Below are 15,188 nucleotides of genomic sequence, written 5' to 3' on the forward strand. Positions count from 1 at the left end.
TGGCATATTCGTGCAGTCCAAAACCAAAGGGCCGGCCAATGCTCGCACCTGAACGCCACGCCATCATACTGGAAGAAGTCTCGCGCCAGCCTGCGGTCTCGATCCGTTCGCTGACGGAACGGCTTGGTGTGTCACGGGAAACCGTGCGCAAGGATATTGAACAGTTGGCACTGGAGAACAAGCTTCATCAGGTGCGGGGCGGCGCGACCAGTATCCGCAGGCGGGAACCTCCGATGGCCGACCGGGCTCAAACCAACCCGCAAGGCAAGGAACGGATTGGAGCCTATGTGGCAAGCGTGATCCCGGACGGGGCCAGCGTGATAATCGACAGCGGGTCAACGACAATGGCGGCGGCGCAGGCTCTGGCCGCTGTACGGCAAAATCTTACCATATATACCAATGATTTGGCGATTGCATCTGTGTTGGCGCCGGCGGCCGCCGAAGTCACGCTGCTGGGCGGGCGGCTGGATTTTTCAGAGAATGCCACATTGGGTTTGGACACGCTCGACCACCTGTCGCGGTACAATGCAGAATATGCGTTGATCGGGGTCGGCGGTGTGAGCTCTCGGGCATTATTTACGGATTTCTCGCTGGAAGGCGCCAACCTGCGTCATATGATGATGCAGCGGTCGCAGCGGCCGCTGATCCTGGCTGATAGCAGCAAGTTCGACATGGTTGGTCCGATCGTAATGAAACCTCTGCCGGTTAAAGCGACACTGGTGGTGGATGAGGAGTTGCCAAATAGCATTGCTGGCGCGCTGCAAAGCCAGCCCGTGGATATTGTGATCGCATGACGCAATAACAGGAAAAAAATTGCCAAAATTTGCAAGGTACAAATAGGGTGAAGGGAAATCCGAATCCCTGAGTACGGAGCGACCCGATGGCTGACACCAAACTTCCGCACAGCGCAGCATGTCATTGTCGGAGGCATCATCATTGGCTGCACGGTTGCGTATCATCTGACCGGAAAGTTGCATCGTGATGTGGTGCTTATTGAGCAGGGGTAACCAAGCCGTGGCACCACATGGCATGCGGTTGGTCTGGATCGTCAGTTGTGCAACCAACCCGCGATGACCAACCTGATCCGCCCCTCGCCAGGGTTGCATTGCCCAGCGGGTTTGAGCCCAATAAAGCGTTGCCGTCGCGATACAGGTCAAGCTTTGGTCGAGCCGCTGTGTGTGCGCGCAAACAAGCGCTCTGAAAGCCGAATTGTGACGCAAGACAAATATTCAGCTCATATCGTCGGGCCACAATGACATTACAGGCAGTTCTCATCGTCTTGACCGCAGCCGTGTTGCACGCGCTCTGGAATGCGGTTGTCAAAGGCGCGCCCGACAAAGCGGTTGTTTTGGGGTTGGTGGCGCTTGGCCACGCCGTGCCTGCGCTGATTGCGTTGCCTTTTATCGGCTTGCCGGTTTGGGCGGCGTTCCCCTTCATCATCGGCTCGACCCTGATCCACTGGGGGTACTATTGGTTTCTCAACACCGCGTACAAACATGGAGATCTGTCGGTGGTGTACCCGATCTCACGCGGGATGACACCAATCCTGGTCACGGTGGGTGCCATTCTTTTCGCGGGTGAGTTTCTGCCGCCGATCGCGTCGGTCGGCATTGTCTGCATCTCGGCTGGGATTGGGTGCCTGTCCCTGGTCGGGCTGGGCCGAAACACAAGCTGGGTCGCCGTGGCGGCGGCGTTTGGCACGGGTCTGATGATAGCGTCCTATTCGATTGTGGACGGCATTGGTATCCGGCTGTCCGGGAACATACTGGGATACATTGCGGCACTGTTCGTTGCCGAAATTTTTGTTGCCGGGTTTATCTTCGCGACCAGATGGCAGCGTGTCGTCGCGCTGCCCAGGCGTTATGTCTGGGCAGGTCTGACAGGCGGCGTCATCTCTGGCCTGGCGTATGGGTTGGTGCTGTATGCCAAGACGGTCGCGCCCTTGGGCGTTGTATCCGCCCTTAGGGAAAGTTCGGTTATCTTTGCGTCGCTTATTGGTGTGATGTGGTTCGGCGAAGGACCGAAATCCAACAGGCTTCTTGCAGCGACCATCGTCGCGATCGGGATCGGACTCCTTGCGATGACACGTTGAGCGTTTTTGTGCCGCCGCAGGGAAAGTCTGAAGAATTCAGAACCTTTGACATGCCCTGTTGATCTGTTGATCGTCATGGTCCCGTTCCGCACCGATCTGCTGGGGCGGGCGGATTTCATCTATAGGAAATGCTTATGACATCGAAGATATAATCGATTTTTATTGGCATTTTTATCTGTCAAACTGCTGTCAAACAATCGGTGCACAATAATCGAGTTCGAACGCCGCGCAAGAATGGCGAAAATAACATTACTACCAACAGAGGATCACAATGAAACACAAAGCATCACTTCTCGCAGCTCTGACTATCGGTGCGCTGACGGCGACGGCGGCGGCATCGGAAACGGAATTGACAGTTTATACCGCAGTCGAGGCGGAAGACTTGGCCCGGTATGCCGAGACGTTCAATCAAAGCCATCCTGATATCAAGATCAATTGGGTTCGCGACTCGACCGGGATCATTACGGCGAAATTGCTGGCAGAACGTGATAATCCGCAGGCCGACGTTGTTTGGGGCCTGGCCGCCACGTCGCTGCTGCTGCTGAAATCAGAAGGTATGCTGGAGCCTTATGCGCCGGCCGGTGTGGAAAAGCTGGACAAAAAATTTGTTGATGGCGACAACCCCCCTGCCTGGGTCGGCATGGACGCCTGGGTTGCATCCGTCTGCTACAATACCGTCGAGGCCGAAAAGGCCGGGTTGACCCCGCCGACATCCTGGAAGGATCTCACCGATCCGATGTACAAAGATCAGGTGATCATGCCCAATCCGAACTCATCGGGCACCGGTTTCCTTGATGTGTCCAGCTGGTTGCAGATGTTCGGTGAAGAAGGTGGTTGGGAATACATGGATGCGCTGCACGAGAACATCGCGCGTTACACCCATTCAGGTTCAAAACCCTGCAAACTGGCCGCAGCAGGCGAAATCCCGATCGGCATTTCTTTTGCGTTCCGCGGGGCAAAGTCCAAAGCTGACGGCGCGCCGCTTGAGATCATCGTGCCTTCTGAGGGCGTCGGCTGGGACATGGAAGCCACCGCAATTGTTGCTGGCACCGCCAATTTGGAGGCCGCGCAAAAGCTGGTGGATTTCACCGTCACCAAGGAAGCCAACGAGATGTACAACACCGGCTATGCAGTTGTCGCCTATCCGGGCGTTGCAAAACCGGTTGAGCACTTCCCAGAGGGTCTTCTGGATGCAATGATCGAAAATGATTTTGAGTTTGCCGCCAACAATCGCGCGGCAATCCTGAAGGAATGGCAGTCTCGCTATGACGGAAAGTCGGAAGCGAAGTAACCCCATTGACAGGAGAGGCTTTCGTGCCTCTCCTGCGCACCAGTCTCTTGTTCCCCGAAAAACAACTTACTCACCCGGTTTCAACCGGCCAGGACCGGCCGCGCCCGAGGTGCAGATGTGAGGACTTCTCCCGTGCTTCAGAAAACACCACCCGGTGAACTGTATCTCAGCATCCAGAGTTTGTGGAAAGCGTTCGGAAACTTTCTAGCGCTCAAGGACATCTCTTTGGAAATCAACGAGGGCGAGTTTGTTTGTTTCCTCGGCCCGTCCGGGTGCGGCAAGACCACTCTTTTGCGGGCAATCGCCGGATTGGATTTGCAGACCAAGGGTACGGTCATGCAGGATGGCAAGGACGTGTCCAATCTGCCCCCGTCCGAGCGTGATTTCGGGATCGTGTTTCAGTCCTACGCGTTGTTCCCAAACCTGACCATTGAAAAGAACATCGCTTTTGGCCTTGAAAACACCGGCCGCAGCAAATCGGATATCGCTGTTCGCGTAAACGAACTCTTGACCCTGGTTGGTCTGCCGGATCAGGGCAAGAAATATCCGGCGCAATTGTCAGGTGGTCAGCAGCAGCGGATTGCGCTGGCGCGTGCCATCGCGACCAACCCCGGACTTTTGCTGCTGGACGAACCCTTGTCGGCGCTGGACGCCAAAGTGCGTGTTCATCTGCGGCACGAGATCAAGGAGTTGCAGCGCAAGCTGGGTGTGACCACCGTGATGGTGACCCACGATCAGGAAGAAGCGCTGGCCATGGCAGACCGGATCGTGGTCATGAACCATGGTGTGATCGAACAGGTGGGGCCTCCTACCGAAATCTACCGGGAGCCGGCCAATCTGTTCGTTGCCGACTTTATCGGTGAAATGAACCAGATCCGGTCACAGGTCACCAAAGGCGGACGTTTGAGCGTCGGGGAAAAGACCTTTGCCTGCCTCAGCCACAAGTTCAACGATGGAACCCCGATCATCGCGGCCATTCGACCCGAAGACATCATCCCTCATGAAGCTGGTTATCTCGACACGGGCGGCAATCGGAACTGCATAGAGGTGACGCTGGATGAGATGGAGTTCCTGGGTTCGTTCTGGCGCTGCCGCTTGAACAACGAGAAGTTCGGATCATCGGAACTGATCGCGGATTTCTCGATCAACGCTGTGCGTCGTCTGGAACTGGAAGAGGGGCGCAGCGTGGTGATTGAGCTCCCCGAGAACCGCCTTATGGCGTTTGAAGTGCCGGAGGCCAAGGCATGAGCTCGGTTTCTACCAATCAGGACAGCCTGCCTGTCGGGCCGGACATCAAGCCCAAGCTCAGCCGTGATGATATCCTGATGCGCAGCAGCATGATGGTGATCGCGCTGTATCTTGTCGTGACATTGGCGTTGCCGCTTTACACGATGCTGTCCAAGTCGTTTTCGACCTATCGGGTCGAGCTGTCCCAGTACGAGTTTCAGGTAAGTGACGACGCAGGCGTCTTTGATGGAACGATCCTGTCGGCAGACGAGTTGAACAGGCAATTGGGGGTCTATTCCGACTCTGATCTGGTGACGGGTTCCGACGGGCGCTTGCCGGTGACCGGTCTCTTTCCTGATTTCAGCTTTCGCAGTCCAGTGATGTACAAGATCCGCAACACGACGGATACCGGGCGCTTTCTGGTCGGATCGACATTGAATGAAGGCACCGATTGGGTCGAGCTTGATTCCAACACGTTCCGCCGGGTGCAAATGCGGCCGGTCCAGTCGCGAGGGCTGGACAATTTCATCAACTACTTCTCGACACCGGCATTGTTCAATTCGATCAAGAACTCGCTTTGGATCTCGGTAGTCAGCACCATTGTGACGGTGACACTGGCGTTTTGGTTCGCCTATGCGCTGAACCGAAGCTGCATGCGGTTCAAGGGTGTTTTTCGCCTCATTGCGATGGCACCGATCCTGGTTCCGTCGCTTTTGCCGGGCATCGCGTTGGTCTACCTGTTCGGCAATCAGGGCATGATCAAGGAGTTGCTGTTCGGTGCCAGCATTTACGGCCCCATAGGCATCGTGATCGGATCGGTTTTCTTTACCTTTCCGCACGCGTTCCTGATCATATCGACCGCGCTCGCGATATCTGACGCGCGCCTGTATGAAGCTGCGGCCAGCTTGCGGTCGACGCCATGGCGGACCTTCTGGACCGTAACCATCCCCGGGGCCCGCTATGGCCTGATCTCGGCGGCCTTTGTCGTGTTCAACCTGGTGATCACTGATTTCGGATTGCCGAAGGTTATCGGTGGTCAATTCAACGTGCTTGCGGTGGATATCTACAAACAGGTGATCGGCCAGCAGAATTTTGAAATGGGCGCCGTGGTCTCTGTGGTTCTGGTCATCCCGGCCATTCTGGCTTTTGCCATCGACCGGATGGTTCAGTCCAAGCAGGTTGCGCTGCTTTCGGCGCGTTCCGTGCCATATCAGGCGACGCCAAACCCGAAAGCTGACCGCATATTCCTGATCTATTGCAGCCTGATCGGCCTGTTCATCGTTGGTCTTCTGGCTGTGTGTCAGTTTGCGGCGCTGATCAAGTTCTGGCCCTACGACCTGAGTCTGAGCCTCAAGAACTATCAGTTCAACAGAATGGACGGCGGCGGCTGGGGGTCGTATTTCAACTCGATCAAACTGGCGTTGCTGACGGCAGTCATCGGCACGACGGTTGTGTTCTTCGGGGCCTATCTGGTGGAAAAATCAAACGGGTTCAGAACCGGCCGGTCGATTTTCCAGATGTTCGCGATGCTGCCCATGGCGATCCCAGGCATGGTATTGGGGCTGTCTTACATCTTCTTCTTCAACAACCCGTCCAATCCGCTGAACGGGATTTACGGCACGATGGCGATTTTGGTGATTTGCACTGTGACGCATTTCTACACCGTATCGCACCTGACGGCCGTCACCGCGCTCAAGCAAATGGACAGAGAATTTGAGTCAGTGTCTGCCTCGCTCAAACAGCCGACAATGAAGCTGTTCGCACGGGTAACGGTTCCGGTTTGTCTGCCGGCGGTGTTGGACATCTCAATCTATCTGTTCGTCAATGCGATGACGACCGTGTCGGCAGTGGTGTTTCTTTACTCTCCCAAAACGACGCTTGCGTCCATCGCGGTGCTGAACATGGATGATGCCGGGGATATCGCGCCTGCGGCGGCGATGGGCATGATGATCTTTTACACCAACGCGGCTGCCCGGATCGTTCACCTGATTGCTTCAAAAGGCATTCTCAAGCGCACCCAGGCTTGGCGAATCCGGTAACCAAAAGAACCCTGCCTCCGCCGGTCAGGTATCGGCGGGGGGGCTTTTTTCTTCCAGCGCGCGCTGGGCGAAGTCCATGAAGGCTCGGATGATCTTTACGTTGCGCCGTTGCGACAGCGAAATCATGCTTTCACCCATTTGCAACTTCACGTCCTTGAGCTTGATTTGTCGCAACCGATCATCATGCCCATACTCTGCCTGAGAGACAAATCCGATGCCTGCGCCCGAGGCCACAAGCTCGCGAACGGCCTCGCGCCCTTCCGCAACGATTGCAGGATTCAACGTGATACCGCGCCTTTCGGCTTCTTCTTCCAGTTTCTGACGTGTTTTTGACCCGTGCTCTCTGAATACCAGCGGCAGATCGGCCAGTTCTTCCAAAGAAAGCGAAGGTTTGGATGCCAAAAGCACGCCTTGGGCAGCAAAGGCCACGATTTCAGTGGACCCCAGGTTCAACACATCCATGTCCTTGCCGGGGGACAGGCTGCCGACAACACCGATCTCGGCATTGTACGACCGAAGTTCCTCCAGAATTTCTTCGGTGTTTCCGGACCGCACGGTGATGGTGATTTTGGGGTACTTCTTTTGAAACGACCCCAGGAAAGACGTCATATGATGCGCTGAATCAGCGATGATCCGCAATTCCCCGTCGATTGCGGCCTTGGTTTCCGAAAGATAGTCCTCGATCTGATCTTCGATCTCAAAATACTGCTTTGTGAACCGGTAAAGCTGTTCGCCTTCGGGGGTGAGGTTCACGCGTTTTCGTTCGCGCTGAAACAACAACAGGTCGTGATCCTGTTCCAGCTTTCGAACCTGTTCGGAAATCGCCGGCTGCGTCAGAAAAAGCGCCTCGGCCGCGCGGGAAAACCCGCCATGTTTGGCCACGTAATGAAAGGCTTTGAGCTGGCTGTGCCGCATCACCGGTCCCCAATGATTTGTGCATAGGCTGCACTTATAATTAGATTGATATTTGCAATTTCACATATAGCAACCGTTGCTGCAATGGTGTTTGTGAAAACGCTGTTCTGGAGCCCGGTAATGACGCCATCCCATCCAAAAATCGAGCAACCGCGCCTCGGCGAACCATACCTTTTGACACCCGGTCCTTTGACAACGTCCTATGCCGTGAAAGAGGCCATGCTGAAGGACTGGGGCAGCTGGGACGACGACTTTCGCGCCATGACAAGAGAGCTGCGGTCAAGCCTGCTGGGCCTGCTTGGTGACGGCGCCGACGCCTTCGATTGCGTGCCAATGCAGGGCAGCGGCTCCTTCTCGGTCGAAGCAATGCTGGCGTCGTTTATTCCGCCGGAAGGAAAGGCGCTGGTACTGGCCAATGGCGCCTATGGGCAACGTTCTGCGCAAACGCTACAGTATCTGGGCCGAGACCATATCGTGCTGGACAAGGGCGATTACCTGCCGCCACGGGGCGACGAGGTTGCGCGCATTCTCGCGGATGATCCGGCCATCACGCATGTTGTTGCCATTCACTGCGAAACCAGCTCGGGTATCTTGAACCCCGTCGAGGAAATATCCGAGGCCACCTATGCAGCCGGCCGCAAGCTGTTGATCGACTCGATGTCGGCCTTCGGCGCGATCGAGCTCAGGCCCTCGGATATTCGATATGAAGCCATGGTGTCTTCGGCCAACAAGTGCATCGAGGGCGTTCCCGGATTTGGCTTCATTGTGGCGCGCAAGAACGAGCTGGAAGCCGCAAAGGGCAACAGTCATTCCCTGTCTCTGGATGTGCACGCCCAGTGGGCGCACATGAACAAGACCGGTCAGTGGCGTTTTACCCCGCCGACGCACGTGGTCGCCGCCTTTATCGAAGCGCTTCGGGCGCATGCCGCTGAAGGCGGTGTTGCCGGCCGCGGCGCACGTTACACCCGCAACCGGGACGTCATGGTTGCAGGCATGCGTGAACTGGGTTTCGAAACGCTGCTGGACAATCGTTGGCTCAGCCCGATCATCGTCACGTTCTTCTGCCCCGCCGATGAGAAATTCGTATTCGATCGGTTCTACAACCTGATGAAGGACAAAGGGTTCATTATCTACCCGGGCAAGCTGACCGTCGTCGACAGTTTCCGCGTCGGATGCATCGGTCAGATGGACGAAGTCGTCATGCGCAATGTCGTGCGCGCAGCAAAGGAATCCCTGGAAGAAATGGGCGTGACAAACGCCGCTCCTCCTCTTCGGGCACTGGAAGAACGCGCCAAGCTGGCCGCTTAAACATCAAGGAAAATACAGATGACCATTCAAACCCCCGTCGAAGCAAATGAGCGCGTCTATCCGACGCCGAAGGTGCCTGCTATTGCCATCTGCCTTGATGGATGCGAGCCCGAATACCTTGATGTCGCGATTGCGAAAGGGCTGATGCCCAATCTCAAGCGGATACGCGAAGAGGGTACGGACCGACTGGCCCATTCCGTTATCCCGTCCTTCACCAACCCCAACAATCTTTCGATTGCCACCGGGCGCCCTCCGATCGTGCATGGCATCTGCGGCAACTACCTCATCGACCCTGACAGCGGCGAGGAAGTGATGATGAATGATGTCCGCTTCCTGCGTGCGCCGACCATTTTTTCCCAATTCTACGACGCGGGTTTCCGCGTGGCGATGGTAACCGCCAAGGACAAGCTGCGCGCGCTGTTGGGGGCCGGGCTAAAATTTGACGAGGGCAGGGCGGTTGCGTTTTCTTCCGAACGGTCGGGTGAAACGACGCTGGCGGAACATGGCATCGACAACGCCAGCAAATGGCTGGGCATGGACGTCCCCGAGGTCTACTCGGCAGAACTTTCCGAATTTGTCTTTGCCGCTGGCGTCAAGCTGCTGAAAGAGTTCAAGCCTGACGTGATGTATTTGTCGACCACCGACTATATCCAGCACAAGTTTGCACCCGATCAAAAAGGCGCTCTCGATTTCTATGCCATGTTTGACCGGTATCTGGGCGAACTGGATGAATTGGGTGCGGCCATCGTGGTGACCGCGGACCACGGCATGAAGCCAAAGCATTTGGCGGATGGATCCCCCTCGGTGGTGTACGTGCAGGACCTGATGGACGAATGGTTGGGCAAGGATGCGGCGCGGGTCATTCTTCCGATTACCGACCCATACGTCGTGCATCATGGTGCATTGGGGTCTTTTGCAACCGCCTATTTGCCTGACGGAGCAGACCAGGGCGACATCATCCGCAAGCTCAAGGCGACCAGCGGCATCACTCATGTGCTGACCAAGGCCGAGGCGATCGAGCAATTCGAATTGCCGGGTGACCGCATTGGCGACATCGTGATGGTTTCCGGTGAAAACATCTGCATCGGCACGTCCGAGCACCGCCACGATCTGGCAGCACTCAAAGAACCGTTGCGCAGTCATGGTGGTTTGACCGAGCAGGAAGTTCCCTTCATCGTGAACCGTGTCATCGACCTGCCAAACCAACCCGTGCTGCGCAATTTCGATGCCTTCTTCTACGCAACAACAGCGGCGGCACAGTAAGCTATGAAAGATCAGACCATGTCGAAAATCGAAGTACGCAACGAGGGAATGCGGATCGGTGGCGAGATTGTCTTTACCGACGACACCGTTCCCGTTCTCTACCCGTACACAAACGAGGTTGTGGGTCACGTACCAGCCGGTACAGCCGAACATGCGCGCCGGGCGTTCGAGATTGCGGCGAATTTCAAACCCAAGCTGACCCGATACGAGCGCAGCCAGATCCTGCAACGGGCGGGCGAGTTGATCGGCGAAAAACGCGATTATCTTGCGAAATGGCTGACGCTGGAGTTGGGGATCTGTCACCAGCATGCGATCTACGAAACCAAGCGCGCGCAGGACGTGTATCAATTCGCGGCGGCCGAGGCATTGAAGGATGATGGTGAGATCTTCTCCTGCGACCTGACCCACAACGGCAAGGCCCGCAAGATTTTCACCACCCGAGAGCCGGTTAAAGCAATCAGCGCAATCACGCCGTTCAATCACCCGCTGAACATGGTCAGCCACAAGATCGCGCCGTCGATTGCCACCAACAATTGCATGGTTTGCAAACCGACCGAGCTGACGCCGCTGACCGCATTGACACTGGCTGACATACTCTATGAGGCCGGCTTGCCGCCCGAGATGTTCCAGGTCGTGACAGGTTGGCCCGCCGACATTGGCGACGAAATGATCACCAATGAACACATCGATATCATCACCTTCACCGGCGGTGTGCCCGTGGGCAAGATGATCGCCGAAAAGGGCGTCTACAAGCGTCAGGCGCTGGAACTTGGCGGCAACGACCCTCTGATCGTACTGAATGACCTGAGTGAGGCCGATCTGGACAAGGCGGCAGCCATTGCGGTGGCGGGGGCTACCGGAAATTCCGGCCAGCGTTGCACGGCGGTCAAGCGCATTCTCGTGCAGGAAAGCGTTGCCGATACATTCGTGCCGCTGGTTCTTGAGAAGGCCAGGAAGATCAAGTTCGGCGATCCCCAGGACCCGGAAACCGAACTTGGATGCGTGATCCATGACAAGGCCGCCGAGGTTTTTGAAAACCGCGTTTTTCAGGCGGAAAAAGAAGGTGCTGAAATTCTGTACCACCCCGGTCGCCAGGGTGCGCTGCTGCCGCCTATCGTGGTCGACAAGGTGCCCCATGACAGCGAGCTGGTGATGGAGGAAACCTTTGGACCCATCGTGCCGATCGTTCGCGTGCCGGACAACGACGAAGAAGTGATGGCAATTTCCAACGGAACCGAGTTCGGCCTGTCTTCGGGTGTCTGCACAAACGATCTGAACCGGGCGATTGCCTTCATCAACGGGTTGAACGTCGGCACCTGCAACATCTGGGAACAGCCGGGTTACCGCATTGAAATGTCGCCCTTTGGCGGCATCAAGGACAGTGGAAACGGGGTGAAGGAAGGCGTCATCGAAGCGATGAAGTTTTTCACCAACGTCAAAACCTATTCGCTGCCGTGGCCTAACTGAGTCTGTTGCCCTTACCCCTTTTGCGGAAAGGGCAACACAGTTCCTCCCTGGTACTGGCGGGCTTGCGGGGTCCGCATCTTTTGATGACGGCAAAGAGGAGCGGCGATGCCACAAATTGTCCACACTGAAGGGGAATCAAACACGTCCGAGGCGCGCAAGGCGTGGCTGCAAAAGTCGACGGGGCCGAAATCATCGCCATTGCTCAAACGCGATGCGAACGTGTTCCTGCATCAATCTCTGTCCTCACCCTGCGTCAGCACCATTGCAAAGGCCGAAGGGCTCTGGATCGAAGATATCGAGGGCCGCCGGTACATGGATTTCCACGGCAACTCGGTGCACCACATCGGGTATGGCCATCCCCGCTTGGTAGCCGCCATAAAGGCACAGCTTGACGATCTGCCCTTTGCGCCCCGCCGCTTTACCAATGATCCGGCGGTGGAACTGGCTGAAAAACTGGCAGAGATCGTGCCTGGTGATCTGGGCAAAATGCTCTTTACCACCGGCGGCTCTGACGCCAACGAGGTTGCCCTCAGGATCGCGCGCGCCGCTACGGGTCGGTTCAAAACGATCAGCTTCTGGGATGCTTTCCATGGCGCGGGGTTCGGCGCTGCAAGCGTCGGCGGAGAGGCGACCTTTCGCAGTCACATTGCGGGGCCCCTTTTGTCCGGTACCGAACATGTCGCCCCCTTTGCCTGCTATCGATGCCCGTACAATCATGCGGGCCCCGAAACCTGCGGGCTGGCCTGTGCGAAAATGGTGGAATATGTCCTCGAGCGCGAAGGAGATGTGGCGGCGGTCATTGCGGAACCGATGCGCGCCGTGCCCTATGTCCCGCCGCCGGGGTTCTGGAAGACGGTGCGCGAGGCATGCAACCGTCACGGGGCGCTGTTGATCATGGATGAAATCCCGACGGGTCTTGGCAAGACGGGCAGGATGTTCGCCTTTGAACATGACGAGATCATCCCGGACATCGTTACACTTGGGAAGGCGCTTGGCGGCGGCATCCTGCCTATTGCCGCCTGTGTCGCCCGGAAACAGCTGGATGTTTGCGGAGATTTTGCCATCGGGCATTACACGCACGAAAAGAACCCGGTCACCGCCCGGGCCGCTTTGACGACGATCCAGATCATCGAAGACGAAGGCCTGGTTCGCCGGTCAGCCGAATTGGGTGAACATGCCATTGGTCGCTTGATGGATGAACTTCAGAACGTTCCGATTGTCGGAGACATCCGGGGACGGGGCCTGATGTTCGGGATCGAAATCGTGGATGATCGCGCCGACAAAACACCGGGAAACGCGTGCGCCGAACGGATCTACTATGCCTGCCTCGAGGCCGGTCTGAGCTATAAGATCAGTCAGGGGTGCGTTCTGACATTGTCACCGCCGCTGACCATCTCGCGTTTGGAGTTGGACCGCGCAATCGACATCGTAATTGCTGCAATCAAGGCCGAGAGTTGACGCCCCTTACCGATCTCGTGTCACAATAGAGGATCAGGGGCCGCGTCCTTCCGGGCGCCCTTGGCCAAGTTCATAGGTGACGGATGTTCCGCCAAAGCGCGGTCAAGTGCTTGCGGTGAAGCTCACAGGAGTTTACGCCTTGTAGGCCAAAAATGGGATGTATCCCTTCCCAATCGCGGCCGGTAACATGAATAATACAATGCGCCGCGACAAGCTGGGCCAAGAAGAATAACGGGGTAGAGTATGGCAATTGTCAGCTTCCTTATCAGCCTTGCCGGGGCGACGATGCTGCTGCTTTACGCGGTTCGTATGGTGCGAACCGGGATCGAGCGCAGCTATGGGGCGTCGTTCCAGCGGGTAATGACCCAACAACGCAGCTACCTTCAGGCCTCGGTGGTTGGGTTGACGATGGCGGTCGTGCTGCAAAGCTCGGCGGCCGTTGCTCTGTTGACCTCGGGGTTTGCGGCCAGTGGAATGCTCAGTTTTCCTGCCGGCCTTGCGATTGTTCTTGGCGGCGATCTGGGGTCGGCGCTGATCATCCAGATTCTTTCGTTCCGGCTGGACTGGCTTGTTCCGATGCTGTTGGCGGTTGGGGGGTATCTGTTCGTAAAGACCGACGCCAAAAAAACCCGGCAAATGGGGCGCATCCTGATGGGCGTGGCCTTTATCCTGATCTCGCTTCGGTTCCTTCGCGAGGCGATGGATCCCATTCGGGACAGCGCGTTTCTGCCCGCGGTGGCAGATTATCTGGCGCGCGACTATATCACCGCGTTTCTGGTCGGGGGCGCCTTGGCTTTCGTCATGCATTCCTCGGTCGCGGCCATCCTCATGTGTGTCACCCTTGTGCAGATCGGAGCGATCCCGTTCGCCGCCGGGATGTCTTTGGTGTTTGGCGCGAACTTCGGCTCTGCCTTCATTCCGGTCTGGCTCACCCGTGCCATGCCAGTCCAGGCCCGGCGCATTCCATATGCCAACCTGGCATTGCGTGGCAGTTGGGCTTTGGTGAGTTTGTTTGCCGCCAACATGGCTTTGCGGACCGGGTTGTTAGGAGACCCGCAAGGCGGGCAGATGCTGGTCAATGTGCATGTTTTGTTCAACCTGTCACTGCTGCTACTGGCCTTGCCATTTTGCGGTAAGTTGAAAGTTCTCTTCGAAAGGTTTTTGCCGGATCAGAAGAAGGAACTGGTTCCGCAACCGGCACGACCGGCCAGCGCATTGGACATAGGCAACGTGGCAAATCCCAGCCAGGCCCTGCCAAGCCTCAAACGTGAGCTGCTGCGGATGAGCGACCTTGTCGAAACCATGTTCCGGCCTTGCCTGGAATTGTATCGCAGTGGCGACAAACAACAGATTCGAGCGGTACAAGCCATCGACGAGGACGTGAACAATTGCCTGTCCGGGATCAGGGCATTCGTTTCGGCGATTCCACCGGATGTATACGAAAAAAAGGACGCGAAAACTGCACGCGATCTTATGGAGTTCGCTATCCGGCTTGAGACGGCCGGGGACGTCGTTGCCAAGCGCTTGACAGTGTTGGCGGGTGAAATGCGAGCCAAAGGCTCGAGCTTCTCGCAGGAAGGCTGGTCGGAACTTGTTCAGATGCACGAGGGCATTCTGGCTAACATGAAGCTGGCTTCAAACGTACTCATTTCAGACGATCTGGAAAGCGCGCGCCTGCTCAGCCTCGAGAAGACCGAAATCAAACGGGTGGAACGTGAAAGCCGAAAACGACATCTGCGCCGATTGCAGCACGGGTCACGGGAAAGCTTCGAAACCAGTGATATTCATCTTGAGACGTTGCGGGCGTTCCGGGAGTTCAACAGCCATATCGCATCTATTGCTTACCCGGTGCTGTACCAGAATGGCCAGCTTCTCGAGACGCGGCTGATCGACGAAATTGCGAAATAGCCGGAAGGTTCTGTGATAAAAATCTGAAAAAGCAAAGGAATGATGCTACACTTCTGATGACGGCAGCGAACAGGAGCCGGACTCGATGCAAGCACGGGTAAAGAAAACAGGAAGATCGAAACGCGAAGCAACAAAATGGCTTCAGTTTCGAAATTCGGTTTTGCGGCTTTTCGGCGTCGATGGAAGCTTCCGCCCAGAGCGCGGCGCAGAAGGCGGAATC

At 56.6% G+C, this 15,188-nt stretch carries 11 protein-coding genes; 10 read left to right on the forward strand and 1 reads right to left on the reverse strand.

All coding sequences use genetic code 11. From position 1 onward, the window contains the following. Positions 1-38: 38 nt before the first annotated feature. The 5 genes from GOW09_RS11330 (at position 39) to GOW09_RS11350 (ending at position 6,649) form a co-directional block, all read left to right on the forward strand. Positions 39-794, forward strand: a complete 756-nt coding sequence (locus GOW09_RS11330) for a DeoR/GlpR family DNA-binding transcription regulator (RefSeq protein ID WP_171118358.1) — start codon at positions 39-41, stop codon at positions 792-794. A 485-nt stretch (positions 795-1,279) separates the two neighbouring features. After that, a complete protein-coding gene (locus GOW09_RS11335; RefSeq protein WP_371808044.1) occupies positions 1,280-2,092 on the forward strand; it encodes a hypothetical protein in 813 nt (270 codons plus the stop codon). A 271-nt stretch (positions 2,093-2,363) separates the two neighbouring features. Continuing rightward, positions 2,364-3,383 (forward strand): putative 2-aminoethylphosphonate ABC transporter substrate-binding protein, encoded by a 1,020-nt coding sequence (locus tag GOW09_RS11340; RefSeq protein WP_171118362.1) that lies wholly within the window; start codon positions 2,364-2,366, stop codon positions 3,381-3,383. 132 nt (positions 3,384-3,515) lie between these two features. Continuing rightward, positions 3,516-4,631: a putative 2-aminoethylphosphonate ABC transporter ATP-binding protein gene (locus tag GOW09_RS11345; protein WP_367397097.1), complete on the forward strand. Its 1,116-nt coding sequence runs from the start codon at positions 3,516-3,518 to the stop codon at positions 4,629-4,631. After that, a complete protein-coding gene (locus GOW09_RS11350) occupies positions 4,628-6,649 on the forward strand; it encodes a putative 2-aminoethylphosphonate ABC transporter permease subunit (RefSeq protein WP_171118366.1) in 2,022 nt (673 codons plus the stop codon). Before GOW09_RS11345 ends, GOW09_RS11350 begins: the two co-directional genes overlap by 4 nt. A gap of 24 nt (positions 6,650-6,673) precedes the next feature. Here GOW09_RS11350 and GOW09_RS11355 read toward each other — a convergent pair whose 3' ends face one another. Then, positions 6,674-7,564 (reverse strand): LysR substrate-binding domain-containing protein, encoded by an 891-nt coding sequence (locus GOW09_RS11355; protein ID WP_171118368.1) that lies wholly within the window; start codon positions 7,562-7,564, stop codon positions 6,674-6,676. An 84-nt stretch (positions 7,565-7,648) separates the two neighbouring features. On the opposite strand from GOW09_RS11355, the gene GOW09_RS11360 reads away from it, so the two are divergent. The 5 genes from GOW09_RS11360 (at position 7,649) to GOW09_RS11380 (ending at position 14,968) form a co-directional block, all read left to right on the forward strand. Further along, entirely contained in the window at positions 7,649-8,872 is a 1,224-nt protein-coding gene (locus GOW09_RS11360; protein ID WP_254442728.1) for a 2-aminoethylphosphonate--pyruvate transaminase, read from the forward strand. 18 nt (positions 8,873-8,890) lie between these two features. Further along, the gene (gene phnA, locus GOW09_RS11365) at positions 8,891-10,135 is read left to right on the forward strand and encodes a phosphonoacetate hydrolase (protein ID WP_152460092.1); all 1,245 of its coding nucleotides are present in this window, start codon (positions 8,891-8,893) and stop codon (positions 10,133-10,135) included. Between the two features lie 3 nt (positions 10,136-10,138). Then, positions 10,139-11,602, forward strand: a complete 1,464-nt coding sequence (gene phnY / locus GOW09_RS11370) for a phosphonoacetaldehyde dehydrogenase (RefSeq protein WP_254442729.1) — start codon at positions 10,139-10,141, stop codon at positions 11,600-11,602. Positions 11,603-11,707: 105 nt separating this feature from the next. Then, the gene (locus GOW09_RS11375; RefSeq protein WP_171118375.1) at positions 11,708-13,060 is read left to right on the forward strand and encodes an aspartate aminotransferase family protein; all 1,353 of its coding nucleotides are present in this window, start codon (positions 11,708-11,710) and stop codon (positions 13,058-13,060) included. A 243-nt stretch (positions 13,061-13,303) separates the two neighbouring features. Then, a complete protein-coding gene (locus GOW09_RS11380) occupies positions 13,304-14,968 on the forward strand; it encodes a Na/Pi cotransporter family protein (RefSeq protein WP_171118377.1) in 1,665 nt (554 codons plus the stop codon). The last annotated feature ends 220 nt before the right edge of the window (positions 14,969-15,188 follow it).

Source organism: Ruegeria sp. HKCCA5463 (assembly GCF_013034175.1).
GTDB lineage: Bacteria > Pseudomonadota > Alphaproteobacteria > Rhodobacterales > Rhodobacteraceae > Ruegeria.